The organism is Nonomuraea sp. NPDC004186 (assembly GCF_053603495.1).
The window spans coordinates 58,932-83,929 of record NZ_JBSGFQ010000046.1 but is presented as its reverse complement, the minus strand read 5'-3'; the positions used below and the strand labels follow the sequence as shown (position 1 = coordinate 83,929).

24 protein-coding genes are annotated in these 24,998 nt (G+C 71.2%); 14 read left to right on the top strand and 10 right to left on the bottom strand.

Translation table 11 applies throughout. From position 1 onward, the window contains the following. The first annotated feature begins 29 nt into the window (after positions 1-29). The 6 genes from ACWEPL_RS32910 (at position 30) to ACWEPL_RS32885 (ending at position 4,134) form a co-directional block, all read left to right on the top strand. The gene (locus ACWEPL_RS32910) at positions 30-446 is read left to right on the top strand and encodes an HIT family protein (protein WP_452438486.1); all 417 of its coding nucleotides are present in this window, start codon (positions 30-32) and stop codon (positions 444-446) included. Between the two features lie 222 nt (positions 447-668). Next, the gene (locus ACWEPL_RS32905; RefSeq protein WP_452438485.1) at positions 669-1,202 is read left to right on the top strand and encodes a hypothetical protein; all 534 of its coding nucleotides are present in this window, start codon (positions 669-671) and stop codon (positions 1,200-1,202) included. 254 nt (positions 1,203-1,456) lie between these two features. After that, positions 1,457-1,564: a keywimysin-related RiPP gene (locus tag ACWEPL_RS32900; protein WP_350723271.1), complete on the top strand. Its 108-nt coding sequence runs from the start codon at positions 1,457-1,459 to the stop codon at positions 1,562-1,564. Positions 1,565-1,577: 13 nt separating this feature from the next. After that, a complete protein-coding gene (locus ACWEPL_RS32895; RefSeq protein ID WP_452438484.1) occupies positions 1,578-3,428 on the top strand; it encodes a lasso peptide isopeptide bond-forming cyclase in 1,851 nt (616 codons plus the stop codon). Further along, positions 3,425-3,682 (top strand): lasso peptide biosynthesis PqqD family chaperone, encoded by a 258-nt coding sequence (locus ACWEPL_RS32890; protein ID WP_350723274.1) that lies wholly within the window; start codon positions 3,425-3,427, stop codon positions 3,680-3,682. The genes ACWEPL_RS32895 and ACWEPL_RS32890 overlap by 4 nt, the downstream gene beginning before the upstream one ends. Next, positions 3,679-4,134, top strand: coding sequence for a lasso peptide biosynthesis B2 protein (locus tag ACWEPL_RS32885; protein WP_452438483.1), 456 nt, complete (start codon positions 3,679-3,681; stop codon positions 4,132-4,134). Before ACWEPL_RS32890 ends, ACWEPL_RS32885 begins: the two co-directional genes overlap by 4 nt. Here ACWEPL_RS32885 and ACWEPL_RS32880 read toward each other — a convergent pair. Beyond that, a complete protein-coding gene (locus tag ACWEPL_RS32880) occupies positions 4,098-4,760 on the bottom strand; it encodes a response regulator (protein ID WP_452438482.1) in 663 nt (220 codons plus the stop codon). The two genes, ACWEPL_RS32885 and ACWEPL_RS32880, sit on opposite strands and share 37 nt — an antisense overlap. Then, positions 4,757-5,884: a sensor histidine kinase gene (locus tag ACWEPL_RS32875; RefSeq protein WP_363978405.1), complete on the bottom strand. Its 1,128-nt coding sequence runs from the start codon at positions 5,882-5,884 to the stop codon at positions 4,757-4,759. Before ACWEPL_RS32875 ends, ACWEPL_RS32880 begins: the two co-directional genes overlap by 4 nt. 211 nt (positions 5,885-6,095) lie before the next feature. On the opposite strand from ACWEPL_RS32875, the gene ACWEPL_RS32870 reads away from it, so the two are divergent. Beyond that, positions 6,096-6,440 (top strand): DUF6223 family protein, encoded by a 345-nt coding sequence (locus ACWEPL_RS32870; RefSeq protein WP_452438481.1) that lies wholly within the window; start codon positions 6,096-6,098, stop codon positions 6,438-6,440. On the opposite strand, the gene ACWEPL_RS32865 is transcribed toward ACWEPL_RS32870, so the two are convergent. From ACWEPL_RS32865 to ACWEPL_RS32850, 4 genes are read right to left on the bottom strand one after another with little or no spacing between them, the layout of a single operon-like run. Beyond that, positions 6,406-8,988 (bottom strand): family 78 glycoside hydrolase catalytic domain, encoded by a 2,583-nt coding sequence (locus ACWEPL_RS32865; protein ID WP_452438480.1) that lies wholly within the window; start codon positions 8,986-8,988, stop codon positions 6,406-6,408. The genes ACWEPL_RS32870 and ACWEPL_RS32865 overlap by 35 nt on opposite strands. Before the next feature lies 1 nt (position 8,989). Further along, entirely contained in the window at positions 8,990-9,817 is an 828-nt protein-coding gene (locus tag ACWEPL_RS32860) for a carbohydrate ABC transporter permease (RefSeq protein ID WP_363978396.1), read from the bottom strand. Continuing rightward, complete coding sequence (locus ACWEPL_RS32855; RefSeq protein ID WP_452438479.1) at positions 9,814-10,728, bottom strand: carbohydrate ABC transporter permease; 915 nt, start codon at positions 10,726-10,728, stop codon at positions 9,814-9,816. The genes ACWEPL_RS32860 and ACWEPL_RS32855 overlap by 4 nt, the downstream gene beginning before the upstream one ends. Next, positions 10,722-12,023: an ABC transporter substrate-binding protein gene (locus ACWEPL_RS32850; protein WP_452438478.1), complete on the bottom strand. Its 1,302-nt coding sequence runs from the start codon at positions 12,021-12,023 to the stop codon at positions 10,722-10,724. Before ACWEPL_RS32850 ends, ACWEPL_RS32855 begins: the two co-directional genes overlap by 7 nt. Before the next feature lie 241 nt (positions 12,024-12,264). Between ACWEPL_RS32850 and ACWEPL_RS32845 the strand changes: the two genes are divergently transcribed. Further along, on the top strand, positions 12,265-13,254 hold the full coding sequence (locus tag ACWEPL_RS32845; protein ID WP_452438477.1) for a LacI family DNA-binding transcriptional regulator: 990 nt from the start codon (positions 12,265-12,267) through the stop codon (positions 13,252-13,254). Here ACWEPL_RS32845 and ACWEPL_RS32840 read toward each other — a convergent pair. Both ACWEPL_RS32840 and ACWEPL_RS32835 read right to left on the bottom strand, forming a co-directional pair. Beyond that, positions 13,249-14,559, bottom strand: coding sequence for a cellulose binding domain-containing protein (locus ACWEPL_RS32840; protein WP_452438476.1), 1,311 nt, complete (start codon positions 14,557-14,559; stop codon positions 13,249-13,251). The genes ACWEPL_RS32845 and ACWEPL_RS32840 overlap by 6 nt on opposite strands. A gap of 119 nt (positions 14,560-14,678) precedes the next feature. Next, entirely contained in the window at positions 14,679-15,887 is a 1,209-nt protein-coding gene (locus ACWEPL_RS32835; protein ID WP_452438475.1) for an ROK family protein, read from the bottom strand. Positions 15,888-16,019: 132 nt separating this feature from the next. Between ACWEPL_RS32835 and ACWEPL_RS32830 the strand changes: the two genes are divergently transcribed. From ACWEPL_RS32830 to ACWEPL_RS32810, 5 genes are read left to right on the top strand one after another with little or no spacing between them, the layout of a single operon-like run. Continuing rightward, complete coding sequence (locus tag ACWEPL_RS32830; RefSeq protein WP_355194000.1) at positions 16,020-17,072, top strand: sugar ABC transporter substrate-binding protein; 1,053 nt, start codon at positions 16,020-16,022, stop codon at positions 17,070-17,072. A 54-nt stretch (positions 17,073-17,126) separates the two neighbouring features. Continuing rightward, complete coding sequence (locus tag ACWEPL_RS32825) at positions 17,127-18,101, top strand: ABC transporter permease (RefSeq protein WP_350723292.1); 975 nt, start codon at positions 17,127-17,129, stop codon at positions 18,099-18,101. Then, on the top strand, positions 18,098-18,853 hold the full coding sequence (locus tag ACWEPL_RS32820; protein WP_363978376.1) for an ATP-binding cassette domain-containing protein: 756 nt from the start codon (positions 18,098-18,100) through the stop codon (positions 18,851-18,853). Before ACWEPL_RS32825 ends, ACWEPL_RS32820 begins: the two co-directional genes overlap by 4 nt. Positions 18,854-18,878: 25 nt before the next feature. Further along, positions 18,879-19,748, top strand: coding sequence for a sugar phosphate isomerase/epimerase family protein (locus ACWEPL_RS32815; RefSeq protein WP_363978373.1), 870 nt, complete (start codon positions 18,879-18,881; stop codon positions 19,746-19,748). Beyond that, positions 19,745-20,413: a nucleoside/nucleotide kinase family protein gene (locus tag ACWEPL_RS32810; protein WP_355193995.1), complete on the top strand. Its 669-nt coding sequence runs from the start codon at positions 19,745-19,747 to the stop codon at positions 20,411-20,413. Before ACWEPL_RS32815 ends, ACWEPL_RS32810 begins: the two co-directional genes overlap by 4 nt. Before the next feature lie 21 nt (positions 20,414-20,434). On the opposite strand, the gene ACWEPL_RS32805 is transcribed toward ACWEPL_RS32810, so the two are convergent. Then, entirely contained in the window at positions 20,435-21,910 is a 1,476-nt protein-coding gene (locus ACWEPL_RS32805) for a class I adenylate-forming enzyme family protein (RefSeq protein ID WP_452438474.1), read from the bottom strand. Next, complete coding sequence (locus tag ACWEPL_RS32800) at positions 21,894-23,447, bottom strand: NAD(P)-binding domain-containing protein (RefSeq protein ID WP_452438473.1); 1,554 nt, start codon at positions 23,445-23,447, stop codon at positions 21,894-21,896. The genes ACWEPL_RS32805 and ACWEPL_RS32800 overlap by 17 nt, the downstream gene beginning before the upstream one ends. A 62-nt stretch (positions 23,448-23,509) precedes the next feature. Here ACWEPL_RS32800 and ACWEPL_RS32795 point away from each other — a divergent pair, with 62 nt between their 5' ends. Next, entirely contained in the window at positions 23,510-24,997 is a 1,488-nt protein-coding gene (locus ACWEPL_RS32795; RefSeq protein WP_452438472.1) for an aromatic amino acid ammonia-lyase, read from the top strand. Position 24,998 lies beyond the last annotated feature (1 nt).

Below are 24,998 nucleotides of genomic sequence, written 5' to 3'. Positions count from 1 at the left end.
GGATCCCGCTCGGCCAGATCATGATGGGCATGGGAATCTGCGTTTTCTGCGAGATCATCGCCGGGCGCGTCGAGGCCGGCGTCGTTCATGAGGACGACAGCGTGGTGGCCATCATGGACCACAAGCCGGCCACGGTCGGCCATGTGCTGGTGATCCCGCGCGTACACGTGGTCGGGCTGGCGGACACCGATGACGCGGTCGGTACGGCGATCTGGCGCACCGCGCGGCGGGTGTCGGGCGCGTTGCGGGCATCGGGGCTGCGCTGCGACGGGGTGCGGTTGTCCCTGGCCGACGGGGAGGCCGCCGGTCAGGACGTCTTCCATCTCCACCTGCACGTGGTGCCGCGCTTCCCGGGAGACGGCGTGGTGGTCACCGCCGGCTGGAAGAAGCGGTCGCGGGAGCTGCTCGACCAGGATGCGGCGCTGATCCGGGAAGCCCTTACGTAACTCCGGCGAAAGCGTTCCTGCAATCGCCTGTTCCGCTGCACCCAGCTGCCCAAGAAAAGACGGTCTGATAATCACCTGTTTTGATCATTTCCATCTTTTTCTCCAAGTCGATCCCCGACGCGCGTTATCTCGCCTTCGAGCGGGTACCTCCAGCTCGCACCATCAGGGGGATGTGGCATTAAGTCCGATTCTTCCGAATCCGACCTACAGGGGAAGAAACAGATGATTAAGCACCGAAGCATCAGAAGCGCGCTGGCCTTTGCCGTGGCAGCGGCGGCGGCCAGTGGATTCGCGACTCTGACCTTTACGGCGTCGGCGGGCGCCACGGCCGTCACCAGCGTTCACAGCACGGTGGACACGGCGGCAACGATCAACCTCGCCACCGATCCGAGGTCGGAGAAGGAAGAGCAGCCGACCCGGGCGATCGACTCGGCCTTCCAGGGCGACCCGGAGGACCCGAAGAAGCCGCCGACCAAGTTCGTCGGGGTCATCCGCGACGACAGGGTCGCGATCAGGGACCCGCGGACGATGCCACAGTGGCATGACCTGACCGAGCTGCTGCCGCGCGACTTCGGCCGTCTGGTCGACATCACCCTGGCCGCGCCCGACGAAGGCGACACCGTGCACATCACCGTGCTGAACGAGCGCGGCAAGGTGGCCCAGAGCAGGTGCACCGTCTTCCCGACCCCGGGCACGAAGGGGACGCCGGAGTGGCCTGACAACTGCACCGACTTCATCGATCTCACGCGTAAGTGAGTCGCCTGATCCACCGATGATGAATGCCGTGCCCGGGAAGCTTTCCGGGCACGGCATTCATCGTTTTTTGCTACATTTTTGTAGCCGTACGGCACACATGGTTGTCCAATTGAGCGGATTTGCCACCTCATCGCCCGCGCCATTTTGGGCGATTTATGAGGAGAAAGCGCGCTATGACGCTATCCTGGACGAAACGGCCGCAGGCCATGCAAAGTCATCCCTGTAATGCATGGAGCGAGCCGAAAGGAAAACGCATGAAGCGTTACGAGAAGCCCCGTCTTATGGCAGCCGGATCCTTCCGCAAGGCCACCGGCCTCCTGGCCCTGCACGGCAACGACCGCCTGATCTTCAGCAAGAACTGAAATCGGACAGTCCATGCCCGACTGCGGCATGCTGAGCCGGCCGCACCACGGCGAGGCGTACTTCGTGGTCCTCCCCGACCACGAGGCCGCGCCCGCCGTGGCGGCGGTCCTGCGTACGGCGACTGCTCGCACCGTCACCTACGCCTCCGGACGGCCCTGGCTGGTCGGGCACTGGTCCGATGAGGAGATGACGGTGGCCGAGGCGGGCGCCACCAGGCTGGCGGTGATCGGCCGCTGCGCCTTCGACGCCGAACGGCTGGCCGCGGAGGCGAGCCGGCTGCGTGACCCGGCGCACCTCGACCGGCTGGCCCGGACCCTGCCCGGCAGCTTCCACCTCGTCGCCGCGCTGGACGGCCGGTTACGCGTCCAGGGCACCGCGTCCGGACTCCGGCTGGTCTTCCACGCGCGCGTGAACGGGCTCACCGTCGCCTCCGACCGCGCCGACGTTCTGGCCGCCGCCACGGGCGCCGAGCTCGACGTGCGGCGCCTGGCCGTACGGCTGCTCTGGCCCGTCCCCCATCCCCTGCCGCACCTCCCCCTCTGGCCGTCGGTCACCGCCGTCGAACCCGGCCACCACCTCACCGTCGCGCCGGACGGGGTGACCGCGGGGCATCGCCGCTGGTGGACGCATCCCGAGCCCGTCCGCACGCTGTCCGACGCCGCCGAGGACGTCCGGCGGGCGCTCGACGACGCGGTCGGCGCGCGCACCAAGGCGGGCGGCACGGTGAGTTTCGACCTGTCCGGAGGGTTGGACTCCACGTCGCTGTGCTTCCTGGGCGCCGCCCGGCAGGAGGCGCACCTCATCGCCTCCACCTGGCCGGGCCGCGACCCGGCGGACGACGACCTGGCGTGGGCCCGGCGCGCGGCGGCCCACCTGCGCGGCGCGGAGCATGTGGTCTGGCCGGCGGAGGACTCGCCGCTGGTCTACGAGGACCTGCTGAGAGTCGACGACACGCTGGACGAGCCGACCATCGGCGTCATGGACCGCGCCAGGGTGCTGGCGCACCTGCCCCGGCTGGCCGCCAGGGGCAGCAGGCTGCACGTGACCGGCATCGGCGGCGATCACGTGGCCTGGTGCTCGGAGGCGAGCTACCACCGGCTGCTGCTCAGGCGGCCGATGCTGGCGATCGGGCGGCTGCGCGGTTTCCGCGCGCTGTTCCACTGGCCGTACGGACCGATGCTCCGGACGCTGGCCGACCGCCGTTCCTACCGCCGCTGGCTGTCCGGCTCGCTCGCCGATCTGCGCGCCCCGCTGCCGCCGCCCGTGTCCGGCGCGCTGGGCTGGGGGGTGCCGCCCCGGCTCTTCCCGTGGATCACCCAGGAGGCGGGCCGCATGGCCGCCGAGGTGCTCGCCGAGACCGCCCCGTACGCCGAACCGCTGGGAGCCGACCGGGGGCAGCACGCCGACCTGCACGCCATCCACGACACCTGCCGGATCATCCGCCAGTGGGACCAGATGAGCGTCCGCGCGGGGCTGCCGATGGCCTCCCCCTTCCTCGACGACCGGGTGATCGAGGCGTGCCTGTCGGTCCGCCCGCAGGACCGGGTGACGCCGTGGCGCTACAAACCCCTCCTGACGACCGCGATGCGCGGCGTCGTGCCCGAGGAGTGCCTGCGGCGGACCAGCAAGGCGGAGGCCTCGCTCGACGCCGCCGAAGGTCTGCGCCGCCACGGCCCCGACATGCAGGCACTCTGGGCTGACTCCCGGCTGGCCCGGCTCGGGCTGGTGGACACCGCCCTGCTCAAGGACCTCACCGCGCACCCCGACACGCCGGGACTGCGGGAGGCGATCCTGTACTCGACCATCGGCTGCGAGGTCTGGCTGCGGACCCTGGAGCCGTTCGACAAGGAGGACGGCCGATGAGCCTGCGGCTGAGCGCCGATGTGTCCACCGCCGACACCGACTACGGCATCGTGCTTCTCAACCAGCGCAACGGCGACTTCTGGCAGCTCAACCCGAGCGGCGCGCTGGCCGTGCGCCGGCTGCTGGACGGCGACACCACGGAGCAGGCGGCCGCGGCCCTGGCGGCGGAGTTCGAGGTCGGGCACGGGGAGGCCCTGGAGGACGTGCTGGCGCTGCTGGAGCAGCTGCGGGCCGCCGGGTTGGTGGCGCCGTGACCGTTCCGAGCGCGCTGGAGCGGCCGCAGGGGGTTCCGTGGCGGGCCAGGCTGGCGGCGCGGATGGCGGTGGGAGCGGCGTTCTCGCTGGCCGTGCTGCCGCCGAGGCGCCTGCGTACCGTGCTCACCCTGCTCAGCCGGCGGGCCAGGCCCGCCACGTACGCCGAGGCCAAGGCCGCCAAGGACGCGGTGCTCGCGGTGAGCCTCGCCTGCCTGGGCGTGCACGGCTGCCTTCCCCGGTCACTGGCCACCGCCCTGCTGTGCCGGATGCGGGGCTCGTGGCCGACGTGGTGTACGGGTGTCCGGGTACGGCCCCCGTTCGGGGCACACGCCTGGGTCGAGGCGGAGGGCAGGGCGGTGGACGAGCCCACACCGGAGGGGTATCTCGCCCCCTTGATCGCTGTCGCCCCGAGAGGTCAGGAGTTGCGTGGGACCACTAGTCCGGATTCGTAGGCGAAGACCACGAGCTGGGCGCGGTCGCGGGCATTGAGCTTGGTCATGGCCCGGTTGATGTGGGTTTTCGCGGTCAGCGAGCTGATCGCCATGCGGTCGGCGACCTGGTCGTTGGACAGGCCCTGCGCGACCAGGGCGACGGCCTCGCGTTCGCGGCCGGTCAGCTCTTTCAGCCCCGTGCCGGTGGCGGCGTGGAGCGGCTGGGTGACGTACCGGTTGATCAGCTTGCGGGTGATCGACGGTGCGAGCAGGGCGTCGCCGCGCGCGGCCACGCGTACGGCGTGCAGGAAGTCCTCCGGCACGATGTCCTTGACGAGGAATCCGGCCGCGCCGGCGCGCAGCGCGTTGAAGACGTACTCGTCCAGGCCGTAGTTGGTCAGGATGACGACGTGCACCCCGGCCAGGGCCGGGTCCGCGGCGATGCGGCGGGTCGCCTCGATGCCGTCGACGACCGGCATCCGGACGTCGATGAGCGCGACGTCCGGCAGGTGCCGCCTGACCAGGTCCAGGCCCTCCTTGCCGTCGGCGGCCTCGGCCACCACCTCGATGTCGTCCTCCAGGTCGAGCAGCGCGCGGAATCCGCTGCGGAGGAGCGGCTGGTCGTCGACCAGCAGGACACGGATCATGACGTACGGTCCACGGGAAGTTCGGCCTGGACGGTGAAGCCGCCCTCCTCGCGCGGTGCCGCGCGCAGGCGACCGCCGAGAGCGGTGACGCGTTCGCGCATCCCGAGCAGGCCGACGCCGGGCGGCGGGGCGGCGTCCGGGGTGGCCCTGCCGTCGTCGTCGATGCGGACCGCGAGGGCGTCGGGACGGTAGTCGATCCGGACGGACGCGGTCGCGGCGGCGGCGTGACGGGCGACGTTGGTCAGGGACTCCTGAACGATCCGGTAGACGGTCCGGTCCACCGCGGCCGGCACGTCGTGGCGCTGTCCCCCGATCGTCAGCGTCGCGTCCAGGCCGGTCGTCCGGGCCCGTTCGACCAGCTCCGCGACGTCGTCGAGCCCACGCGGCGGGCTCGTGTCGTCGTCACGCAGGGCCTCCAGGGTCGCGCGCAGCTCCCGGGTCGCCTCGCGTCCGGCTTCCTGGATCGCCAGCAGGGCCTCGGGCACCGGTTCGCCCCTTTTGCGGGCCACGTGGACGGCGACCTCCGCCTGCACCTTGATGATCGAGATCTGGTGGGTGAGCGAGTCGTGCAGCTCCCGCGCGATGTGCAGCCGCTCCTCGTCGGCGCGCCGCCGCGCGGTCTCCTCCCGGGTGCGCTCGGCTTCGTCGGCCCGCCGCTCGGCCTGCCGCAGCGCCTCACCCGCGGCGCCGGCCGCGACCAGCCAGGCCAGCTCCAGGGCGCCTCTGGCCTGCGCGAACGCCTCGCCCGTGTCGTGCAGCCCCGAGGCCAGGGCCGCGAGGGGCAGGACGGCCAGCATGGCCACGCTCACCGCCACCGTGACGGCACGGTGACCTGCCCGCACGGCCGCGTACACCGCGAACAGGTACGCGACGGCGGGCACGTCGAACCCGGCCGCCTGGTAACCCGCCGCGCACAGCCCGGTGACGGCCAGGACGAGAACCGGGGCCCGGCGGCGCGCGGCCAGCGCCAGCCCGCCGGCCGCCAGCAGCGCGTAGCCGAGCAGGTCGAGGTAGGTGGTGGAGTGCTGCCCGGACAGCCCGGTGACCAGCAGCGCCGCGGCCACGCCCCCGGCGATCGCCCAGTCTGTGACAGCCGCCGGGACGCCGAACCGTCCTGTGCTCATGCGCGCACCTTAGCCGGATACCGCCGCGGGCGACTCCACCGCGCGGATGAGCGGCCGGCTACCGCAGCCGCGGTACCTGCGCGGCTTCTGCGGCATTCGCGGTAGCCGGCTGCGGCATCGGCGGCACCGCGAACTGCCCACGTCAGGCGGACGACCGGCGACGGCTCCGGCGGACATGCTCGACATCCGGTCGTAGGAGAAGGAGCACCTCATGATCATCCGTCATCTGCTCGCCACAGCCCCGGACGTCAGCGCCTATGACCTGACCCCCGGGCGTCTCTGGTCCTTGGTGGCCATCGCGCTGGGGCTGGTCGGCGTGGTCCTCGGCGGGCTGGCCCTGGCCCGCTCCACCGGTCGTGCCAGGGCCGTCGTGGCCCTGGCGGCGGGGCTGGCCGGCGCGGTCGTCGGCGGGCTGGTCGTGGCCGCCGCCGAGGGCGGTCCGGGCACCGGCTACGGAATAGTCGGGGGCGTCATCGCCCTGCTGGTGGGGCTGGTCGGCGTGGCCCTCAGCGGGCTGGCCCTCACTCGCTCCCGCCGCTCCTCCTTGTCACGGTGAAGGTGTGGGTGCCGGCGCCCACCTCGTGCAGGACGCTCCCGGGCAGGTCCACCTCGGCGGCCGTCCCCGGGGGGACGGTCGCCGTGACCGTGAGCGTCTCGCCGTCCCGCTCCCACGAGACGGCCGCGAGGCCGTACGGGGTGTCGAGGCGGGCCGAGGCGTGCGTGAGGCCGCCCCCTGGCCGGGGCGCGATGCGCAGGCGGCGGTAGCCGGGGGCGGCCGGGGCGAGTCCAGCGACGGTGCGGTGCAGGAAGTCGGCGACCGCGCCCAGGGCATAGTGGTTGAACGAGGTCATCTCGCCCGGGTTGATCGTGCCGTCGGGCAGCAGGCTGTCCCAGCGCTCCCAGATGGTGGTGGCGCCCATCGTCACCGGATAGAGCCATGATGGGCATTCGCGCTGCGTGAGCAGCTCGTAGGCGGTGTCGTACGCCCCGACCGAGCAGAGCGCGTCGCAGATGAGCGGCGTGCCGGCGAAGCCCGTGCTGATGCGGTGGCCGTCCTGGACGACCAGCTCGACCAGGCGCTGCCCGGCCCGCTCCCGCTGCGCGGGTCCCTCCAGCAGGTCGAAGGTCAGGGCCAGCGCGTAGGAGGTCTGGCTGTCGCAGGCCAGCCGGCCCGACGGGGTGACGAACTCGCGGCGGAAAGCCGCTCGTACGGCCTCGGCCAGGTCCCCGTACCGGGCCGCGTCGGCCTGGTGGCCGAGCAGCGCCGCCGTGTCGGCCAGGACGCGAGCCGTGCGGGCGTGGTAGGCGGTGGCGACCAGCGCGGGGTCCGTACGCGTCTTGCCCGGCTTGTCGGGGGGCGCGGCGGGGTCGAGCCAGTCGCCGTACTGGAAGCCCTCGTTCCACAGGTGGTCGTCGCCGGCCAGGGACGTGACGTGCTCCACCCACGCCTTCATGCTGGCGTACTGCCTGCGCAGCAGGGCGAGGTCGCCGGAGCTCCGGTAGAGCACCCACGGGACGAGCACCGCGGCGTCACCCCACACCGCGGCGGAGCGTGGCGGGAACTTCAGCGGCACCCACGGCACGTACGACGGCACCGTGCCGAGGTCGGCCTGCTCGGCGGCCAGGTCGGCGAGCCAGGACGCCAGCGCTCCCGTGCAGTCGTACAGGAACGCCGCGGTCGGGGCGAAGACCTGGAGGTCGCCGGTCCAGCCCAGGCGCTCGTCACGTTGGGGGCAGTCGGTGGGCAGGTCGACGTAGTTGCCGCGCATGCTCCACCGGACGTTGTCGTGCAGGCGGCTCAGCAGCGGATCCGAGCAGTCGAACGCGCCGATGGGCCGCAGGTCGGTGTGGCAGACCACGGCCTGGACATCGGCAGGGCCGGCCTCTCCGGGCCACCCGTCGACCTGGGCGTAGCGGAAGCCGTGCGTGGTGAACCGGGGCTCCCACTCCTCCGGCCCGTCGTCGCCGCGCAGCGTGTACGCGTCGAGCGCGGCAGCCTGGCGCAGTGGCCGCAGGGCGAGCGCGCCGTCCTCCAGGACCTCGGCATGCCGGAGCGTGACGGTGTGCCCCGCCGGGCCCTGGACGCGGATGCGCAGGCGGCCGGCGATGTTCTGGCCGAAGTCGAGGATCGTCTCCCCGCCCGGGCCGGTCAGCACCGCCACCGGGCTCAGCGTCTCCGTCCGGCGCACGGGGGGACCGCTGGGGGCGACCAGCCGGGCCGGGTCGTGGGCGAGCACGTCGGCGGGCAGCCAGGCGGAATCGTCGAAGCCGGGCGCGGACCAGCCGGCGGGCACCAGCCGGGCGTCGTGCTTCTCCCCGTCGTAGAGGCTCGTGGCGGTGATCGGCCCGGTGGCGCAGCGCCAGGAGCCGTCGGTGACGACCGTCTCCGTCGTGCCGTCCCCGTACGCGATCTCGAGCTGGGCGATGAGCGCCGTGCGGTCGCCGTAGACGCCGGTCGTGCCGCCCAGGAAACCGATGCGGCCCCGGTACCAGCCGTCGGCCAGGGTGGCGCCGATGGCGTTGGCGCCCTGGCGCAGGAGAGTGGTGACGTCGTGGGTGCGGTAGCGCAGGCGGTGGCCGTAGCTGGTCCAGCCGGGGGCGAGCACGTCGTCGCCGACGGCGTGGCCGTTGATCTCGGCCTCGTACAGGCCGTGGGCGGTGACGTACAGGCGGGCGCGGGCGATCGGGCCGCGCAGGGTGAAGTCGCGGCGCAGCAGGAGGGCGGGGCCGTCGGGCGGGCCGAGCAGTGCCGGCGGGGGTGCGGCGGCGCCGGCCTGCCAGTCGGCGGGTTCCAGCAGGCCGGCCTCGGCCCAGGACCATTCGCTCCAGTCGCTCGCCGAGCCGTCGTGGCCGTGGACCCGTACGCGGGCACCCCGCCGTTCGCGCGAGCCCAGCGGCTCGCCGGGCCAGGGCACGAGCACCGACTCCGCCGACTCGACGCGTCCGCTCGCCGTGCCGTCGCCGAGCTCGATCTCGTAGGCGGCCTGCCGCCAGCCGGGGAGGTCGGTGGCGACGGTCCACGACAGGCGGGGCGCGTTCTCGCCGATGCCGAGCGGCTCGCGGTGGTGTTCGAAGGTGGGGGCGTGGACGTGCGGAGAGGTCATGTCATCCCTTGATGGCGCCGGCGGTCATCCCGGCCACGATCTTGCGGTTGAAGAAGACGAAGAGCAGCAGCGGCGGGATCGTGATCAGCACGATGTCCATGAACAGCAGGTTCCACTGCGTGCTGTACTGGCTCTGGAAGTTGTAGAGGGTCACCTGCACGGTCGCGTTGTCGTCGCCGGGCAGGAAGTACAGCGGGTTGACGAAGTCGTTGAAGACCGCCACCGAGCTGGTCACGATCACGGTGACGGTGACCGGCTTGAGCAGGGGGAAGATCACCCGGAAGAAGAGGGCGGGCCCGGTGCAGCCGTCGATCATGGCGGCCTCGTCCAGCTCGCGCGGGATGGCCGCGACGAACGCGCGGAAGAGCAGCACCGCGAAGGACAGGTGGAAGGCGACCTCGATCAGGATCAGCCCGGGCAGCGTCTTGAACAGGCCGATGGCCTGCAGCAGCCAGATCGTCGGGACGATCGCGGGCGGGATGATCAGCCCGGCCAGGACCAGGAAGTTCGCCAGCGACCCGATCCGGCCCGCGCGGCGCTGCAGCACGAACGCGGCCATGGCGGCGAAGAGCACGACGAGCGTGACCGAAACGACGGTGAGGATCGTGCTGTTGAGGTAGGCGCGCAGCAGCACGTAGTCATGCGCCTCGATCACCTCCAGGAAGTTCTGGACGACCCGCCACTCGCTCGGCCAGGAGAAGTCCAGGTCCGCGGACTGGAGGGGATCCTTGACCGCGGTCAGCAGCATGAACGAGAACGGGACCAGGAAGACCACGGCGGCCCCGAGCAGCGCGATCCCCTCCGCGCCGAATCTCTTGAGTGCTCTCACGAAGTCACCTGCCTCTTGGCCAGGAAGCGGTTCAGGGGGACGACGATGGCGGTCACGACCACGAACAGGATCACGTTGCCCGCGGTGGACAGGCCGAAGAAGCCGGCCTGGTACTGCTTGTAGATGATCGAGGCGATGGTGTCGCTGGTGAAGCCCGGTCCGCCGCGGGTCATCGTCCAGATCAGGTCGAAGGAGCGCAGGCCCCCGATGAGGGAGAGGACGATCACCGAGTACGTGGCCGGCCAGGACAGCGGGAGGGTGACGTGGCGGAAGCGGTGCCAGGCCCCTCCGCCGTCCACGGCGACCGCCTGGTAGTAGTCGCGGGGGATGGACATGATGCCGGCGATGTAGATCACCGTGGCCAGGCCCACGCCTTTCCACACATCCACCAGGGCGACCGAGAGCAGGGCGGTGCCGGCGTCGCCGAGCCAGTCGGGCCCGTCGACCCCGACCACGGCCAGGGCCTTGTTCACCAGGCCGGTGTCCGGCCTGAGCAGGGCGCTGAAGGTGATGCCGACCGCGACCGTCGACACCAGGACGGGGAAGAACACCACCGAGCGCAGGAAGCCGCGCAGCCGCAGCCGTGAGGTGAGCAGCACGCCGAGCAGCAGCCCGAGCACCACCTTCAGCCCGGAGGTGAGCACGGCGTAGACCAGGGTGTTGGCGAAGCCGGCGCGCAGGTTCTGCTCGGCGAAGAAGTCGCGGAAGTTGTCCAGCCCCACGAAGGTGCTGTCGAACAGGGTCCAGCGGGTCAGCGCGAAGTAGAAGGCCATCGCCGTCGGCACCAGGAAGATCACCAGGTAGACGACCGCGGCCGGCAGGTAGAGCGCGTACGGGTAGGCCGTTGCGTGGGGACGGGGCAGGGCCGGGCCGGGCCCCGTGCGGGGCCCGGCGTCCTGCTGGGTCACCATCCGGGCAGCCCCAGCTGCTTGGCCTGCTTGTCCACGTCCTTGTCGTACTGCGCGGCACCCTCGGCGGGCGGCGTCAGCCCGGAGCCGACCGCGACGGTGATCTGCTCCAGCGACGGGCCCTTGACCGGCGAGACGAACTCCAGCGCGGAGGCGGTGGCGCCCTTGTCGAGGTAGGCCTGGAGGTCCTTGGCCGCCTGGATGGCGTTGTCCGGCAGCTTGGCCCCGTTGATCCGGAACGGTCCCGCGGGCTGGACGGCCTTGCTGATCGCGTCGGCGCCGGCCGGGGAGGCGATGAAGGCGAGGAACTTCTTGGCCGCGTCCAGGTGCTCGGTGGTCTTGGCGATGTAGACGCCGGGCGGCTCCCAGACGGTGGCGCCGTTCTTGGCCGCGTCGGCGCCGGGGACGCCGAAGAAGCCGATGTCGGTGGCGGCCTGCGGCATCGTGGCCACCAGCGGCGGGATCTGGGAGCTGGTCATCGCGTAGTGCGCGCCCTTGCCCTCGACCAGCATCTTCATGCCCTGCTCGGCGGTGGCCGAGCCGAAGCCGTCGTTCTGGTAGCCCTTGGCGTGCACCTCGGCCAGGTGATCGAACCCGGCCCTGGCCGCGGGGGTGGTGGCGAACTTGGCCTTGTTGGCCGTGTAGTCCTGCGCGAAGGCCGGGACCGCGGCCTGGACGTTGTAGTAGTCGCTGAGAAGCAGCAGCTGCGAGGTCCAGGTGTCCTTGAACGTGGAGATCACCGGCGTGATCCCGGCCGCCTTGACCTTGTCGTTGTTGGCCATGAACTCGGCCCAGGTCTTGGGCACCTGGAGGCCGAGCCGCTCGTAGACCTTGCGGTTGTACAGGATGCCGCCGCCGCTCATGCTGCCGGACGGCACGCCGTACACCCTGCCGCCCTGGGTCACGGCGGGCAAGTACTCCTTCTGCACGTCGGCCAGCACCGGATCGCCGGTCAGGTCGACCATGGTCTGCGCCGGGTTGAGCGCCTGGAGCAGCGAGCCCGAGTTGTACCAGAACACGTCCGACATCTCGCCGGTCGAGAGCCGGGTCTTGATGAGGTTGTCGCCTTCGGTGCCGCCCGGCCGCGTCTCGGTCTCGATCTTGATCTTGGGGTTGGCCTGCATGAAGGCGCCCGCGAGCCCCTTGGCTCTGGCCGTGGTCGACGCGCCGTTGTCGATGAGGAAGGACAGGGTGACGGTGCCGTCGGCAGCCGTCCCGGAGTCGGATCCGCAGGAGGTCAGTGCCGCCGTCGTCAGAACGGCCAGGCCCGCTGCGAGCATGCGGTGAGAGGTCTTCACAGTGCCCCTACAGGTCGTTGAATCGTTTTAACGGGCCCCCGATGCGAGTTAACGTAGCCGTTACGCCACCAGCGGTCAAGGAAAAACGTAGACCGGTCTACGCCATATGCCCTAGAAGAGACATCGCATCTCACTTCTTATGTAAACCGGTCTACGCGGGCGTACAATCGGCGGGACTCGGCTTCGAGAAGGGATGCCCATGGTCGCGCCTGAGCGACGACGAAGAGTGACCATATCCGACGTGGCGAAACTCGCCGGGGTCTCCAAGGCGGCGGTCTCGAAGGTCATCCGGAACGACTACGGGGTCAGCGAGGCCATGCGGGACCGCGTCAAGCGGGCCATCGACGAGCTCGGCTACCGTCCCCAGGCCGCTGCCCGCGCGCTGCGCGGACGGTCGTTCACCATCGGCGTCCTCATGCAGCACATCGGGATCCCGTTCTATGCCGAGATCATGAGCGGCCTGGTGGAGCAGCTCGCGGAGTCCGACTACCAAGCGATCATGATCCAGGGCGGCACCCGCAACAAGACCGAGGAACGAGCCATCGACGCCCTGATGGATCGGCAGGTGGACGGCATTCTCATGATCGCCCCACTCGCCGCCCGCACGCAGCTGGAGCGGGTGGCACGCGAGATCCCCACCCTGGTGCTCGGCCGGCACGATCGCTCACCAGCGTACGACTCGATCGTCGACGACGACCGTACGGGCTCCGAGCTCGTCATGGAGCACCTGATCGCGCTCGGTCACCGTCGCATCGGGCACATCACCTTCCACGAGGAGCAGGGACAACCCGCCGACCACAAGCCGCACATCAGGGCCGAGACCTACGAGCGCGTGATGCGTGACCACGGGTTCGCCGACGAGATCGCCGTCGTCGCGACCTCGTACTCCGAGGACGGCGGTTATCGCGGCGCCCACGAGCTGCTGAGCCGGTCCCCGCGCCCGACCGCGATCTTCGCGGGCTCCGACGAGTCGGCGCTAGGCGTCCTGACCGCGCTCCACGAAGCCGGTCTCTCCGTCCCGGACGACGTCTCCGTCGCGGGCTACGACAACACCCGCCTGGCCGCCCATCCCAACATCGCGCTGACCACCGTCAACCAGGACGGGGCCGTCATGGGCCGTACGGCGGGGCGGCTGCTGCTCGAACGCATCGAAGGCCGCACCACCGCCGTGCACTTCTCCGTCACGCCGAGCCTGGTCGTGCGCCGCTCCACCGCGCCGCCCGGCCTATGAGCAGGTGATGCCGGTCGGGGCGGCCGTGGACGGGCCGTTGGCCTGGTAGCCGAAGGTGGCCGTCGCGCCCGCCGCGAGGCTCGTGGCCCAGCTCGGCGCCTTGATCGTCCACGTGGTGCCCGACGACGTGACGGTGGAGCCCCAGCCGTTGACCAGGGACACGCCGGACGGCGCGGTCCACGTGATCGTCCAGTTGTTCCAGGTCGAAGTGCCCGTGTTCTTCACGGTGACGTTGGCCGTGAAACCGCCCTGCCAGGCGCTGGCGACCTGGTGGTTCACGCTGCAGGAGACGCCGGTGCCGCCCGTGGGCGTCACGGTCGGGGTCACCGTCGGAGTCGGCGTGGGCGTGGAGGTCGGGCCCTGTGAGGCGGTGTAGGTGACCTTGGTGTACGGCGTGCCGCACTGCGGGCTGCAGGCCGACGGCAGCGAGAAGCTGTACACGCGCCCGCCGTTGATCAGCGTGTCCGTGGCGTCCCGCACCCGGATCTGGAACTGGCTGCCGCCCGACGTGGTCCCGCCGATGACGTAGGACTGGCCCATGTCACTGTTCATCTGGGCCGTCTGCCAGGTGCCGTTGGCGTAGTACTCGACGCCGTGGATGCCGTTGGCCAGGTGCGAGACGGAGATGGCCGGCCACCAGACCTGGGCACCCTGCAGGAAGCCGATGTTGATGTCGCCGCTGTAGTTGGGCGCGGGGACGAACGACCAGGTGACGTGCCGGTTGTTCCAGTGGTTGGGGTACATGTCCCCGATCGCGCCGCCGTTCTTCACGAACCGGTTGAGCGAGTCCTTGGACAGGTCCAGATGGTAGGGATCGTCGCGGCACCAGCCGTTGGAGTCACCGCAGCTGTCGGCGACGAGCATGGTCAGCTTCGCGCCGTTGTAGGCGTCGGAGACCCAGGAGCCGTTGCGGCAGAACGCCTGGTTCGGCGCGCCGTCGTTGGTGCCCGTGCAGTAGTCGCTGATCTCGACCTGCACGTAGCGGCCGCAGTTGAGGCCGTTGTTCCATAACCCGGCCTTGCTGAGGTTGGCTCCCGTCAGCGGCCGGGGGTAGAAGGCGTAGTCGCCGGGGGTGTTGTAGACGTTGAGCGCGACGAAGTCCTGCGAGTCGAGGTTCGCCTGGGGCATCCCGCAGCCGCCGTACGGCGAGCCGAGTCCGTCGAAGTAGGTGGCGTTGCCGGTCACCGGGCCGGGCGGGTCGGCGACCGCACCGGCGGACTGTTCCGTCAAGGACACGAAGGCGCAGAGCACGACCAGGAAACCGGGAAGCAGGAGGGCAAGCCACCGGCGACGAACGTAACTCATCGGACTCCCAACCCAGAAAGGTTCGGATCGACTCTTTCCGCGGGGCTACGGCCCGGTCAAGCACAGGCGATCGCGACCTGGGCGAACACGCCGGAAAGCCTGTAACTTTCATCGGCTCGCTATGCCACGGCGCCGTCCACGAGCTGCTGGACCCGCGCGGGGGTGTAGATGCCGTCGACCAGCAGCTGCGCCAGGCCGAGCACGCCCGCGTGCGGGTCGAGGTCGCTGCGCACGATCTGCAGGTTGCGGGTGGCCAGCGGGAGCGAGCGCCGGTAGACGATCTCGCGGATGCCGGCGAAGAGCTGCTCGTCGGTGTGGGCGAGCTGCCCGCCGATGACGATGACGCGCGGGTTGAACAGGTTGACCGTGTCGGCGATCGCGCCGCCGAGGATGCGGGCCGCGCGCCGGGCGAGCCGCACCGCGACGAGGTCGCCGCTGCGGATCAGGCGTACGGCGTCGTCCACGGTGGTCACGTCGCGGCCCGCCTCGCGCAGGTCGCGCACGATAGCCCAGCCCCCGGCGTACGCCTCGACGCAGCCCGCGTTGCCGCACCGGCAGATGGGCGGCTCGGCCACGTCGTCCACCGTGACCTGGATGTGGCCGACGTCGCCGGCCGCTCCGTCGGCGCCGCGGTGTACCTTGCCGCTGGCGATGAGGCCGGTGCCGACGCCGGTGCCGATCTTGAGCATGAGCAGGTGGGGCACGTCCGGGTAGCGCAGCCGCTGCTCGCCGTACGCCATGGCGTTGACGTCCTTGTCCACCAGGACGGGGCAGTCGAAGCGGGAGCGGAACCAGCCGGGGATGTCGTAGCGGTCCCAGCCGGTCATGATCGGCGGGCTGACGACCCGTCCGGTCTCGAAGTCCACCGGGCCCGGCACGTCGAGACCGATGCCGAGCACCTCGCCGGGCTTGCGCCTGGCCGCGGCCAGGACCTCGGTGAACAGCTCGTCCACGATGGTGAGGATGGCCTGCGGGCCCACCGTCACCTCGGCGCGGACCTCGCGCTCGGCCCGCACCTCGCCGGCCAGGTCGCACACGGCGGCCCGCAGGCCGGTCGCGCCGATGTCGGCCACCAGCAGCACCCCGCGGTCACGGTTGACCACGAACTGGCCCGCCGGGCGGCCACGGGTGCGCGCCTCCTCCTCGGCGGGCATCAGCAGACCGGCCGCGAGCAGGCCGTCGAGCCGCTGGTTGACGGTGGTGCGCGACAGGCCGGTGTGGCGCATCACGTCGGCCTTCGTCAGGCCGTCGGGGGCGTCGCGGAACAGGCTGAGGATCTCGCCTGAGCTGGCTCCCCGCCACACGCCGGGCAGGCTCGGTGCATCCATACGGGTCACTCTAGCTATGTCTCCCACTAGACGGAAGTTAGCCATGTTTCGACATAAAAAGTCGAAAGGAGTGTTGCAATCTAACGGAAACACTGGTTACGGTCATGCCATCGACGCTGAAAGGGGCATCCGATGATGGCCAACACCCGAGGTCGCCGCACCGCGGCCCTCAGCGCGGTTCTCGCTGCGGGTGCGCTCGCGCTGGCGGCCTGCGGCTCCAGCGAGACCACCGGGAGCACCCCCGTGGCCGGGGAGGCGGGCACCGCGACACCCAAGATCGCCGCCGTGATCAAGGGCCTGGACAACCCGTTCTTCCAGACGATGAAGCAGGGCATGGACGACCAGGCCGCCACGGCCAAGGTGCCGGTCACGGTCCAGGCGGCCAACGCCATCACGGACACGACCGGCCAGGCGGACAAGCTCAACGGCCTGGCCGGGCAGGACTTCTCCTGTTACGTCGTCAACCCGATCTCCGGCACCAACCTGGTCCAGGGCCTGGCCCAGCTCTCCGCCCAGAACAAGACCGTGGTCAACATCGACAGCCCGATCGACGCGGCGGCGGCCAAGAGCGCGAACGTCAAGCTCGCGACGTACATCGGGACCGACAACGTCGAGGCCGGCAAGACGGCCGGGCAGCGCATGACCGAGCTGCTGGCCGACGGCGGCGACGTCGCGGCCATCGGCGGCATCGCGGGCGACGTGACCAGCGGCGCCCGGGTCGAGGGCTTCAAGCAGGGCCTCGGGCCCAAGGTCAAGATGGTGCAGACCGTCGCGGCCAACTGGGAGCGGCAGACCGCGCTCACCGCCGCCACCGACGTGCTGCAGGCGCACCCCGACCTGGCCGGATTCTTCGTCGCCAACGACGACATGGGGCTGGGCGTGGCGCGCGCCGTCGCCAACGCGGGCAAGGCCGGCAAGGTCAAGGTCATCAGCGTCGACGGCATCAAGGACGCGCTCGACGCGGTCAAGGCCGGCACCCTGGACGGCACCGTCGCCCAGTACCCGTACGCGATCGGGCTGATGGGCGTGGAGGCGTGCCAGGCGGCGGCGACCGGCAAGACGCTGCCCGCCAACGTCAAGGCCCCGGTCGAGCTGGTCACCAAGGAGAACGCGGACAAGGCGCTGGCGGCCACACCCAAGCCGTTCGGCAGCTACGACGACCCGTTCGCGTCCCTCATCAAGTAGCGCCTACGCCGTCCTGCCCGGCCGTCCGGCCCGGTGGGACGAGGAGTGACAGACATGGCAAACGCAACGCTCGCGGCCCGCGACGGAGAGCACTGGGCCGCGAAGCTGAAAGACGTCGGGTTCTGGGCGGAGTGGGCGGCCCTCGTCGGACTGGTCGTCCTGGTGATCGTGTTCCAGGCGCTCAATCCGACCTTCCTCAGCCCCGGCAACATCACCTCCATGCTGCTGGCCGCCGCGATCCTGATCGTGCTGGCCGTGGGCCAGACGTTCGTGATCGCCACCGCCGGCATCGACCTGTCGATCGCCTCGGCGATGACGCTGGGCGCGGTGGTCTTCGGCCAGGCGTACACGGCGCAGTGGGGGCTGGCGCTCTCCTGCGTGGCGGGCGTGCTCGCCGCGGCGGTGGCGGGCCTGGTCAACGGCATGATCACCGCCTGGGGCAAGATCGCGGACTTCATCGTGACGCTGGGCATGCTCTCGGCGGCCTCCGGTCTGGCGCTGATCCTCTCCGACGGCAAGCCGGTCACGATCATCGACCCCGCGCTGCTGGCCCTGTCCACCGGGAGAGTGGGGATCTTCGGCTACTCGTTCCTGATCGCGATCGTGGTCGCGATCGTGGCGCACGTCGTGCTGTTCCACACCAGGTTCGGCACCCACGTGCTGGCCACCGGCGGCTCGCCGGAGTCGGCCAACGCGATGGGCATCAGCACCCGGCGGATCAAGATCGCCGTCTACGCCATCAGCGGCGCGCTGGCCGGGCTGGGGGCGCTGCTCCTGGTCGCCCGCGTCGGCGCGGCCGAACCCGCCTCCAACACCTCCTTCCTGCTCAACTCCGTGGCCGCGGTCGTGCTCGGCGGGGTGAGCCTCTTCGGCGGGCGGGGCACCATCATCGGCCCGGTCATCGGCGCGCTGCTGCTGGTCGCGCTGGTCAACGGGCTGACCCTGCTCGGGGTCTCCCAGTTCTACCAACCGCTGGCCGTCGGCGTCGTCGTGGTGCTGGCCGCCCTGCTCACAAGGTTCCAGCGATGATCGAGAACGGCACTCCCCTGCTCGAGGCCCACGAGGTCTCCCTGGCCTTCGGCAGCGTACGCGCGCTGGCCGACGTCTCCCTCACCCTGCGCCGTGGCGAGATCACCGCGCTGGTCGGCGACAACGGCGCGGGCAAGTCCACCCTCGTCCGCTGCATCTCCGGCATCCACCGTCCGCAGAGCGGGCGCATCGTCTTCGACGGCGCCGAGACCGACTTCCGCTCCCCGGAGGACGCCCGCGAGGCCGGGATCGAGACCGTGCACCAGAACCTCGCGCTGGTGGAAGACCTCACGGTGTGGCAGAACCTGTTCCTCAACCGCGAGATCGTCCGCAGGTTCGGCCCGGTCGCCCTGCTCGACCGGCGCGCCATGCAGGCCCGCGCCCGCGAGATGGTCTCCACGCTCGCCGTCAACGTGCCCGCGGTGAAGTCCCGGGTACGCCGCCTCTCGGGCGGCCAGCGCCAGGCCGTGGCCATCTGCCGCGCCGCCGGGTTCAGCTCCAAGCTCGTGATCATGGACGAGCCCACGGCCGCGCTCGGCGTGCAGGAGACCGCCCGGGTCGAGGAGCTGATCCTCAGACTCCGCGACGAGGGTCACGCGGTCCTGCTCATCAGCCACAACTTCGCCCAGGTCATGCGGCTCAGCCAGCAGGTGTGGGTGATGCGGTCCGGGCGCTGCGTGGGCGGGCGGCGTACGGCCGAGACCACCGGCGAGGAGATCGTCGCCCTGATCACCGGCGCGCTCAGCAACTGACGCCCCAGAAAGGCAATCCACTCAGATGACCACCAACCCCATCGGCGTCCACGCTCTCGTCTGGGTCGGCGACACCGGCCCGGCCTCGCTGGCGTACGCGATCGACAAGACCAAGGCGACCGGCTTCGACCTGCTGGAGATCTCGCTGCACGACTCGGCGAACCTCGACGTCGCCGCCGCGCGCGAGGCCCTGCGTACGGCCGGGCTGGGCGTGGCCTGCTCCCGCGGCCTCGCCTTCGACGCCGACGTCTCCAGCGACGACCCGGCCGTGGTCGAGCGCGGCGAGAAGCTGCTGCACGACTCCCTGGCCACGACCCGCGAGCTCGGCGGCACCCACTTCACCGGCGCGCTCTACAGCGCGCTCGGCAAGTACGGCCGCCCGCTCACCGAGGCGGGGCGGCGCAACGTGGTCGCGGTGCTGCGCCGGCTGGCCCAGGAGGCGAGCGCCCACGGCATGACGCTCGGCCTGGAGATCTGCAACCGGTACGAGACCAACGTCATCAACACCGCCGGGGACGCGCTGCGCCTCGCCGACGACATCGGCGAGGACAACGTCCTGATCCACCTCGACACGTACCACATGAACATCGAGGAGGACGACCTCGTCCGCCCCGTGCGCGAGGTCGGCGACCGGCTGGGCTACGTCCACATCGGCGAGAACCACCGTGGCTACCTCGGCTCCGGCCACCTGGACTTCACCGCGTTCTTCCACGCTCTGGGCGACATCGGATACCAGGGGCCGATCACCTTCGAGTCGTTCTCCTCGGCGGTCGTGATGGAGGGGCTCTCCAACGACCTGGCGATCTGGCGCAACCTGTGGGACGACGGCGAAGACCTCGCCCGGCACGCCCGCGCCTTCATCGCCGGCCACCTCCACACCAGCCCGGCCCGATGAGCCTGGACGACCTCCTCGCCCGGGCCCGCGCCTGGGGCGGCCGGCGGGCCCTCCTGGGCATCACCGGCGGCCCCGGCGCGGGCAAGACCACGCTCGCGGTGACCCTCACCCGCCTGCTCCGGCAGGAGCCACCCCCTGGCCTCACCGCCGACTGGGTGGCCCACGTCCCGATGGACGGCTTCCACCTGGCCGACGTCGAGCTCGACCGGCTCGGCCGGCGTGACCGCAAGGGCGCCCCCGACACCTTCGACGCCGCCGGCTACGCCGCCCTTCTCCGCCGCCTGCGCGAGGACGAGGAGGACGTGGTCTACGCCCCCGCCTTCGAGCGCGACCTGGAGCAGCCCATCGCCGGCAGCATCCCGGTCCCCCGCGCCGCCCGGCTGATCATCACCGAGGGCAACTACCTCCTGCTCGACGAGGGTGACTGGGGCCGCGTACGCCCCTGGCTGGACGAGGTCTGGTACTGCGATCTGGGCCACGCCGAGCGCGTGGACCGGCTGGTCACCCGGCACATCCGCTTCGGCAAGCCGCCGGAGCACGCGGTGAGCTGGGTGGCGGAGGTCGACCAGCGCAACGCCGATCTGATCGCCACCACCAAGCCGAAGGCGGACCTGATCGTCCCCGACGCCGTCATCCGGTCGATCGAGCATCCCGGCGGCATGTGAGCGGCTCCGTCCGGCCTGCTGCTAAGCCTCCGCTCGGGGTATCGCGGTCATCAGGAGGCGCTTGTCCGGTTTGCCGTTCGGCGCCGGTGGCGCCTCTTCGATGACGGTGATCGTCGCCGGCACACACGCGTCACCCAGTTGCCCACCGACCCGCCTCCGCAGCTCACCGAGGTCCGGGGTCCGGCCCGCCACCGGCACCACGAACGCGTGCACCGCCTCGCCGGTGTTCTCGTCGGGGGCGCCGACCACGTACGCCTCCGCGACATCGGGGGACGCGGCCAGAGCCCGCTCGATCGGGCCGGCGTAGTAGAGGTTCGCGTTGACGATGACGACGTCCCGCGTCCGCCCGGCCAGGTACAGCCGCCCGTCCTCGTCGAAGTGGCCCAGGTCCCGGGTGCGCACCCACCCGTCCACGAACACCTCCGCGGTCTCCGCCGGTTCGGCCCAGTAGCCGATGGCCTGCGCGGGTGTGCGGACGTACAGCTCGCCGTCGACGCCGGGCGGGACGGGCCTGCCGTCCGCATCCCGGATCACGACGTCGACGGCGTCGGGCGGGAACCCGACCGAGGGAGGGACGTCCGACGGCATGGCCATCGAGATCGTGCCGGTCTCGGTCTGGCCGTAACCCTGGAACACGACCGGGCCGAGCACGTCGAGCGCCTCTCGGAGCCGGGACGCCGCCAGTGGCGACCCGGACACCATGAGCGCCTGGAGACTGCTCAGGTCGGCCGGGTCGTCACGCTGCGCGGCGACGAGCTTGTACAGGCGGGGCACGGTGATGACGGTGGCGGAGGCCCGATGCCTGACGATCGCGTCGGGGAAGGCCGGCGGGTCGGCGACGACCATGGTGCCGCCCGCGGCGAGCGTGAGCACCCCGTACTCCATCATCACCTGGCTGCTCAGCGACCCGAACACGAGGTAGCGCCGCAGCCGGGAGGCCAGCTCCCGGATCGCCGGCGGCCACGCCCGCGGCCGGGCCGTCCACGCCGCGTTCATGGCGGCGTACGTCTGCGCGCACGCCTTCGGCGTGCCGGTGCTGCCGCTGGTGTGAAGGAGCCGGGCGACATCGTGCGGCCGGCCGGACAGCTGCGGCGGGCCGCCGTCGTCGGGCGCGGCCAGCAGCTCCGGCACGGTCAGCGTGCGCGGCGCGTGTTCCGGACCGGCGGGCGCGTCGGTCACGACGGCGGCGACGTCCTGGCGGAGCAGGTGGCGCAACTGGCCGTCGGACAGCCCTGGCCGCACGCCGACGACCCGGGCTCCCACGACGTACCCGGCGATGATCGCGGCGAACGCTTCGGGGGTGACGCCCAGCAGCATGACGAGGCCGTCCCCCGGCCCGACGGCCGCGGCGCGCAGCCCGGCCGCCATCCGCCGGACGAGGCCGAGCAGCTGCGCGCCGGTGACGGCACGGGCACCGTGCTCGAAGACGGGCCGGTCCCCGGCCGCGGCGAGGAGGTCGAGGACGACGCCCGGGTACGGTTCAGCCGGCGTCGGCAAGGCACTCCTTGACGAAGACGGCCAGCGGCTGCTGGTGCACCGCCGGCAGGTCCCACTGGTTCTCCAGGTTCTCGGCGAGGTGGTGGACGCCGGCCGGCGCCCCGTCGCGGTAGTGCCGCACCACCGGGTGCAGGTAGCTCGCGTCGTGGGCGTTGACGGCGTCGTTCTCGACGACCCTCGGGACCGAGATGTCGAAGGGGTCGACGGCGTCGTGATCCTTTCCGTACTCCAGGGTGACGACGAACGCGTGCCGGGCCGGGCCGAACCCGCCGCCGGCGACGTAGGCGACCGGCACCTCCTCCTGGTAGAGCGCGGTGGCGCCGTCCACCGTGACCAGGTCGCCGAGTACGCCGAACTGCTGCCAGAGCGCGGAGGAGCGGTTGACCCTGGCGATGATCGCGTCGCTGATCGCGTCCGGGGCCGGATCCACCTGCTCGGCCGGCCAGGTCCCGCCGTGGTAGCGGGTGGTCAGGATCCGGTGCAGCGCGCGCACCCCGTAGCGGAAGCCGTGGATGAACCCGCTGGTGGCCTTCTTGAAGTCGCGCTGCTGGGTGAGCGTGCCGGCGAAGTACAGGTCTGGCACGTTGACCGACTCGTACGCCGGCGTCTGCTCCGGGAACCGGTCGTCGATGACCAGCGCGGGCCGGCAGCCGTCGTCGAACGCCGAGGCGTCGAACCGGAACCCGGTGCACACGATCACCCGGTCGTAGAACAGCTCGCGCAGGGCCTCCACGGTGCGGGCGTAGCGGAACATCACCCGGTAGCGGCCGTCCTCGCGGCGTTCGATGCTCTCCACCGTGCCGTCGAGGACCGTGTTCTGGGACTTCAGCTGGTAGCTGTCGAGGAAGTTGTTGTTCACCGCGCGCAGGTGCCCGACGTAATGCGACTGCCAGGCCATCCTGATGGAGTGCGGCCCGGCGATGTGGATGACCGCGGCCTGCTCCATGAGCGCGTCGGCGGTCTCGAATCCCGAGTTGCCCTTGCCGATCACCAGGACCCGCTGGTCGGCGAAGGACGCCGGGTCGGTCTCGAACGTGTCGTAGCGTTCGGCGGTCTCGATGCCGGGGATCGGCGGGACGTACAGCTGGGAGACGCCGGTGGCCATGACCAGCCGCCGGCCCGCCCACGAGCGTCCGCCGCGGTCGGTGACGGTGAACCCGCCGTCGTCCCGGCTGATCCGGACGACCTCGGTGTCGTAGCTCACCCGGACGCCGGCCGCCGTCGCGAAGTCGGACAGGTAGCGCACGAGATCGTCGGCCTGCGGGAAGTATCGCTCGCTGTACCGGGTGAACAGCAGCTCGGGATCGTCGCTCAGCAACGAGTTCCAGTCCATCCGCAGCCGCAGCTCCGGGTCCGCGTACCCGGTGTGCACCTTGTTGATGGAGATCAGCCGGCGGTGCCGCGGGAACCTGGTGAAGAAGGTGCCCGGTCCGGCTCCGCGTTCCAGGACGACATAGTCATGACCGCTACGTTCGAGCGATGCGGCGAGCTGCAGCCCGGCCGGTCCGGCCCCGATGATCAGGTAGTCATGCGCCATGATCTGGAAGCTACGGACGAATTCTCAGAAGATTCTGAGAATTGACCGCCTATGGTCCGGGCATGCCCGCCGCCGAAGTTTCCATAGATCTCAGCGTCCCGCTCCGCTCGGCCGACCTGCGCCGCGCCGCCGCACCGGTGTCCGTCGTGGTCGACGCGGGCGTCCGCGGCCGGGTCGAGCGCGGCCGTGACTTCCTCCGCGACGTGCTGCGGGAGGAGGAACGTCCGGTCTACGGCGCGACCACCGGCTTCGGCGCCCTGGTCGGGTTCCCCGGCCGGGAGGAGGAGGCGGACCAGTGTGACAACACCCTGGCCCACCTCGGTGCCGGGCAGGGGCCGGATCTCGCCCATGAGGTGAGCCGGGCCGCGCTTCTCGTGCGCGTGTGGTCGCTCGCGCAGGGGGTGTCCGGGGTTTCGGCGCACGTGATCGACGGGCTCGCCGCGATGTTCGCGACGACGTTCGTACCGGCGATCCCCCGGTACGGCTCGGTCGGCGCGAGCGGAGACCTGATCCCGCTCGCCTGTGCCGCCCAGGCGCTGCGCGGCCGGGGGGAGGCGTACGTCGACGGCCGGCGGATGCCCGCGACCGAGGCGCTCCACCATGCCGGGCTGACCCCGTTGACGCTCGACGGCCGGGACGCCCTCGCGCTGGTCAACGGCACGTCCCTCACCACCGCCGCGACCGCCCTGGCCCTGGACGGCGTCCGCTCCGCCCACCGCGCGATGCAGGCGCTCACCTGCCTGCTGGTCGATCTGCTGGGCTGCGACCCGGGCTTCCTCGACCCGCGCCTGATCGCGGCGTACGGCCACCCGGGTGCGGCCGACGTCGCCGACGGCATGCGCAAGCACCTTTCCGGGATCGTCCCGGCCGGCACGCGCGCGCTGCAGGAGCCGTACAGCATCCGCTGCTCTCCCCAGCTGCTGGGCGCCGCCGAGGATGCCCTGCGGTACGTGGACGGCGTCGTCGCGGCCGACCTGTCCGGCGTCAGCGACAACCCGCTGTTCTTCCCCGGCGACGACCTGGTGGTGCACGGCGGCAACTTCTTCGGGCAGCCGGCCGCCTTCGCCTCCGATGTCCTCGCGATGGTCACCGCTCAGCTCGGCAACCTCGCCGAGCGGCAGCTGGACCTCCTCGTCGACCCGGCCCGCAACGGCGGCCTGCCCCCGATGCTCGCCGCCGGGCCCGGCCGTCAACACGGGATGCAGGGGGTGCAGCTCGCCACGACCGCGTTCGTCGCCGAGATCCGCCACGCCGCCGTACCGGTCAGCATGCAGAGCCTGCCGACCAACCTGCACAACCAGGACGTGGTGCCGTTCGGCACCCAGGCCGCCCTTCGCGCCTACGACACGGCCGCCCTGCTGCGGTTGCTCTGCGGATCGCTCGCGGTGGGGCTGCGGCAGGCCGCGCACGTCGGGGCCCGCCGCCCCACGGCTCCGGGCTGCGCGGCGCTCCTCGACGCCCTGATCGAGGCGATCCCTCCGGTCGACCCCGACCGCCCGCTGGACGCCGATGTCCGCAAGGCCGCCGAGCTCATGGTTGACGTATGGTGAC

What these genes read in the sequence shown, in the direction of transcription:
- ACWEPL_RS32910 (WP_452438486.1), top strand. Translation starts at nt 30, where the DNA reads ATGGGAATCTGCGTTTTCTGCGAGATCATCGCCGGGCGCGTCGAGGCC.
- ACWEPL_RS32905 (WP_452438485.1), top strand. Translation starts at nt 669, where the DNA reads ATGATTAAGCACCGAAGCATCAGAAGCGCGCTGGCCTTTGCCGTGGCA.
- ACWEPL_RS32900 (WP_350723271.1), top strand. Translation starts at nt 1,457, where the DNA reads ATGAAGCGTTACGAGAAGCCCCGTCTTATGGCAGCCGGATCCTTCCGC.
- ACWEPL_RS32895 (WP_452438484.1), top strand. Translation starts at nt 1,578, where the DNA reads ATGCCCGACTGCGGCATGCTGAGCCGGCCGCACCACGGCGAGGCGTAC.
- ACWEPL_RS32890 (WP_350723274.1), top strand. Translation starts at nt 3,425, where the DNA reads ATGAGCCTGCGGCTGAGCGCCGATGTGTCCACCGCCGACACCGACTAC.
- ACWEPL_RS32880 (WP_452438482.1), bottom strand. Translation starts at nt 4,760, where the DNA reads ATGATCCGTGTCCTGCTGGTCGACGACCAGCCGCTCCTCCGCAGCGGA.
- ACWEPL_RS32875 (WP_363978405.1), bottom strand. Translation starts at nt 5,884, where the DNA reads ATGAGCACAGGACGGTTCGGCGTCCCGGCGGCTGTCACAGACTGGGCG.
- ACWEPL_RS32870 (WP_452438481.1), top strand. Translation starts at nt 6,096, where the DNA reads ATGATCATCCGTCATCTGCTCGCCACAGCCCCGGACGTCAGCGCCTAT.
- ACWEPL_RS32865 (WP_452438480.1), bottom strand. Translation starts at nt 8,988, where the DNA reads ATGACCTCTCCGCACGTCCACGCCCCCACCTTCGAACACCACCGCGAG.
- ACWEPL_RS32855 (WP_452438479.1), bottom strand. Translation starts at nt 10,728, where the DNA reads ATGGTGACCCAGCAGGACGCCGGGCCCCGCACGGGGCCCGGCCCGGCC.
- ACWEPL_RS32840 (WP_452438476.1), bottom strand. Translation starts at nt 14,559, where the DNA reads ATGAGTTACGTTCGTCGCCGGTGGCTTGCCCTCCTGCTTCCCGGTTTC.
- ACWEPL_RS32835 (WP_452438475.1), bottom strand. Translation starts at nt 15,887, where the DNA reads ATGGATGCACCGAGCCTGCCCGGCGTGTGGCGGGGAGCCAGCTCAGGC.
- ACWEPL_RS32830 (WP_355194000.1), top strand. Translation starts at nt 16,020, where the DNA reads ATGATGGCCAACACCCGAGGTCGCCGCACCGCGGCCCTCAGCGCGGTT.
- ACWEPL_RS32825 (WP_350723292.1), top strand. Translation starts at nt 17,127, where the DNA reads ATGGCAAACGCAACGCTCGCGGCCCGCGACGGAGAGCACTGGGCCGCG.
- ACWEPL_RS32820 (WP_363978376.1), top strand. Translation starts at nt 18,098, where the DNA reads ATGATCGAGAACGGCACTCCCCTGCTCGAGGCCCACGAGGTCTCCCTG.
- ACWEPL_RS32815 (WP_363978373.1), top strand. Translation starts at nt 18,879, where the DNA reads ATGACCACCAACCCCATCGGCGTCCACGCTCTCGTCTGGGTCGGCGAC.
- ACWEPL_RS32810 (WP_355193995.1), top strand. Translation starts at nt 19,745, where the DNA reads ATGAGCCTGGACGACCTCCTCGCCCGGGCCCGCGCCTGGGGCGGCCGG.
- ACWEPL_RS32800 (WP_452438473.1), bottom strand. Translation starts at nt 23,447, where the DNA reads ATGGCGCATGACTACCTGATCATCGGGGCCGGACCGGCCGGGCTGCAG.
- ACWEPL_RS32795 (WP_452438472.1), top strand. Translation starts at nt 23,510, where the DNA reads ATGCCCGCCGCCGAAGTTTCCATAGATCTCAGCGTCCCGCTCCGCTCG.